The sequence below is a fragment of the Burkholderia sp. DN3021 genome (genome assembly GCF_049805555.1).
Taxonomy (GTDB): domain Bacteria; phylum Pseudomonadota; class Gammaproteobacteria; order Burkholderiales; family Burkholderiaceae; genus Burkholderia; species Burkholderia pyrrocinia_C.
This window is the reverse complement of sequence record NZ_JBNCAB010000179.1, coordinates 1-3437: the sequence shown is the minus strand read 5'-3', so window position 1 is coordinate 3437 and position 3437 is coordinate 1. Positions and strand designations below refer to the sequence as shown.

Here is a 3437-nt window from a genome sequence, read left to right as displayed (position 1 = left end):
CGCCGGCGCGCGCGGCGCCGCGGGCGAGGCGGCCGGTGCGGGGTCCGGCGCGGGATCCGGCGCAGAGTCCGGCGGCGGCCGGTCGCGGTTACCGAACGTCACGATCCTTTCCTCCATTTGACGAAGCGCGCGTACCACGGCTCCGCGACGGCCATCGGTTCGCCGGTGATGCCGTTCGCGAGTTGCCGGATCCCGTCCAGGAAGCCGTGGCGCTTCGCATCTTCGATCGGCTCGCCGAGGTTCTCGGCGACCGCCAGCGTCTGCGGCTCGTGCGGCAGCTCGCGCAGCGACGCGCCGCCGAATGCCTCCGCGAAATCGGCCGGCTCGACGCGGCCCGCGACCGGCGCGAGCGGGTTGTTCAGCGCAATCGACAGCAGCCGCTCGCCCGGCAGTTCCTGCACGAAGCGCGCGAGCCGCGCGGATTCGTACGCGGCGAGCACCGAGCGGTCGGCGACGATGTAGACGAGATCGGACGCCTCGAGCGCATCCTCGAACAGCTTGCCGGCGCCGCTGCCGACGTCGAACAGCACGTAGTGGAAGCGGTCCTTCAGCATGTCGACCAGGCGCGCGACCACCCCGTCGCTCAGCGGCACGTCGGCGCCGTACGCGAGCTCGGCCGACAGCACGTGCAGGCGGTCGCCCTTGGTGACGAACATGCGGTCGAACAGCGCGTCGTCGGGACGCTGCTCCATGTTCAGCAATTCGACCAGCCCGTTGTTGCTGGACAGTCCGAGCATCGAGTTCGCGCCGCCGCCATGCAGGTTCAGGTCGATATACGCGACGCGGCGGCGCTTCTCGCCCGCCAGGCAGCGCGCGAGGCTCACCGCGATGGTCGTCGTGCCGACGCCGCCGCGTGCGCCGACGAAGCTGACGATCTTGCCGGTGCGCACCTGCACGACCGATTCCGTCGCCGTCAGCGCGCGCCGCATCAGCTCGACGGTCAGCGGCTTGACGATGTAGTCCTGCACGCCGATGCCGAGCAGGTTGCGAAACAGCCCGACGTCGTTCTGCGTGCCGATCGCGACGACCCGCACCGACGGATCGCACACGTCGGCGAGCCGCATCAGGTCCGACACCGGCAGCACCGAATCCGACACGTCGACGACCAGCTGGCGCGGCGAACGCTCGTGCTGCTGCAGCAGCCGGATCGCGTCGTCGCAGGTGCCCGTCTGCAGGTGTGCACGCGCGATCGACAAATCGTGCGCGACGCGCCGGATCACGTCCTCGCTGCCCGGATCGGACACGACCGCGACGAGATCCGTCGCTCCGGCGGACGCGGCGCGCTTGGCGCTCTGGCGATCGAGGACGTTCATGGGCGACATCGCGATGGCCTCGGGAATCGGTTCAATGGCCGGGCGAGCCGGTCGTCGTCTGCGTCCTGCCGGGCGTCGGCTGCTTCACGCGATCCTCGACGTAGCGGCGCACCGCACCGGCCGCGACTTCCGCGTCGGCGCCGCCGTACGGCACCGGCGCGACGAGATCCTGCGGTCGCGCGAGCATGGCCGCGAGGTTCGTGTAGGTCGCGCAGCCGAACGGCACGCCCGGCCGCCCGAAGCCCGCGTCGACGAGATGCGACGGCTGCATCAGCTTCGCGCAGTCGGGCGCCACCGCCTGCACGCCGTCGAAGCCGATCGACCGCGCGTCGGGCAGGTTCAGCGGCGGAGGCGCCGACATGCAGCCCGCCAGCGCCAGCGGCAGCAGTGCGGAGACGGTGGTTCGAGCTCGCATGGGCGCTCCTCCGGTTCAGTACACGAAGCCCGCGGCGCCGACGAGGCGCGGCGTGTCGCCCGACAGCAGGTCGAGCCCGAGGTTGCGCTGCACCGCGAACTCCAGATCGCTGCTCGGCCGCGCGACGGTGTCGATCGCCTGCTCGAGCTGGCCGGGCCCGGTCGGCTGCACGATGTACGGCGTGACGATCACGACCACCTCGGTCTTGTTGTCCTGGAAATTCTTCGACGAAAACAGCCGGCCGATGATCGGCAGCCGGCCGAGCCCCGGGATCTGCGACACGGTGTCGGCCGTCTGGCTCTGCAGCAGCCCGCCGATCGCGAAGCTCTGCCCGCTCGACAGCTCGACCGTCGTCTCGACGCGTCGCACGGTGAGCGCCGGCACCCTGATGCTGCCCGTCGTCACGCTGTTGCTCGCGTCGACCTCGCTCACTTCCGGCCGCACTTTCAGGCTGATGCGGTTGTCGGAGAGCACGGTCGGCGTGAAGTCGAGCGACACGCCGAACGGCTTGTACTCGACCGTGATCACACCCGTGTTGCCGCTCTGCGCAACCGGGATCGGAATCTCGCCGCCCGCGAGGAAGCTCGCCGTCTCGCCCGACATCGCGGTCAGATTCGGCTCCGCGAGCATCGTGATCAGCCCTTCCTGATCGAGCGCGTCGAGCACGACGTCGATCGACCAGCGCCCCGCGCGAAAGCCGCCGAGCACCGAGAATGCGCCGGTCGGCGACAGGTTGAACAGGCCGTTCGTCGGGTCGAACAGCGTGCGCCCGTTGAACAGACCGCCGACGAAGTTGCCGGCGGCGCCGAGCGAGCTCCAGTTGATGCCGAGCTGCTGCGTGACGTTGCGGCTCACCTCGGTCACCCGCACGCGCAGGTTCACCTGGATCGGGCGCGACAGCGTCAGCCGGTTGACGATCTTTTCCTTGTCGTGCAGGTACGGCGCGAGCGACTGCATCACGGCGTCCGCGTCGGCCGCGCCCGGCACCTTGCCCGACACCATCAGCGAGCCCGGCGCGCCGGACACCGACAGCTTCAGCTGCGGAAAGCGGCTGTCGAGCACCGTCTGCAGCGACGCCGTGTCGACCTGCACGATCACCGTCCTGCGCAGGATCGGCCGATGGTTCGCGCCGAGCGCGATCAGCGTGGTCGTGCCAGCCTTCTTGCCGAACACGAACACGGTGCGCGGCGACGGCACCTGGATGTCGGCGATGGTCGGATCGGCGACGAACATCGCGACCGCGGGCTCCGGCAGCGACAGCAGCTCGCCCTTGCCGGTCGCGATCGACAGCGGCGCGCCGGCGTCCGGCGTGCGCGTGCCCTGCGCGAACGCGACGCCGGGCGCGGCGATGCCGGCCAGGCACCAGAGAGCGATCCAACCAACCATGCGCACCATGCGTGTTCCCGTCATCCCGTCAAATGCCCGCCGCCGCGCGGCCGTCCCGCTCCGTCGATCCGTCATTGCGGCACCGCCGCCCGCGGCGGCTGCGCCGTCCCGTCCGCCGCCGCGACATTGCCGCCACCCGGCAGCGCCGGCATTCCCGCCAGGGCGGACGGCAGCGGCGGCCGGCCCGGGGTGCCGGTGCCGCCGCCCCGCGACCCGTCGTCGATCGACGAACCGCGATAGATCACGACCGTGTTGCTCTGTCCCGTCGGCCGTGCGCCGCCGGCCGCCGGCCCGGCGGACGGCGCGCGCGCGGCCTCGCGGGC

General features: G+C 71.2%; 3 protein-coding genes and 1 pseudogene. All 4 read right to left on the bottom strand.

The genetic code is table 11. The annotated features are described in order from the left end of the window. Window positions 1-98 precede the first annotated feature (98 nt). A complete protein-coding gene (locus tag ACPUER_RS36095; RefSeq protein WP_425133496.1) occupies window positions 99-1322 on the bottom strand; it encodes an AAA family ATPase in 1224 nt (407 codons plus the stop codon). A gap of 22 nt (window positions 1323-1344) precedes the next feature. Then, window positions 1345-1728, bottom strand: coding sequence for a CpaD family pilus assembly lipoprotein (locus tag ACPUER_RS36090; RefSeq protein ID WP_072436476.1), 384 nt, complete (start codon window positions 1726-1728; stop codon window positions 1345-1347). A 15-nt stretch (window positions 1729-1743) separates the two neighbouring features. Continuing rightward, window positions 1744-3123, bottom strand: coding sequence for a type II and III secretion system protein family protein (locus tag ACPUER_RS36085; protein WP_175958784.1), 1380 nt, complete (start codon window positions 3121-3123; stop codon window positions 1744-1746). 62 nt (window positions 3124-3185) lie between these two features. Next, window positions 3186-3437, bottom strand: a pseudogene (locus tag ACPUER_RS36080) (Flp pilus assembly protein CpaB); the annotation flags it as partial.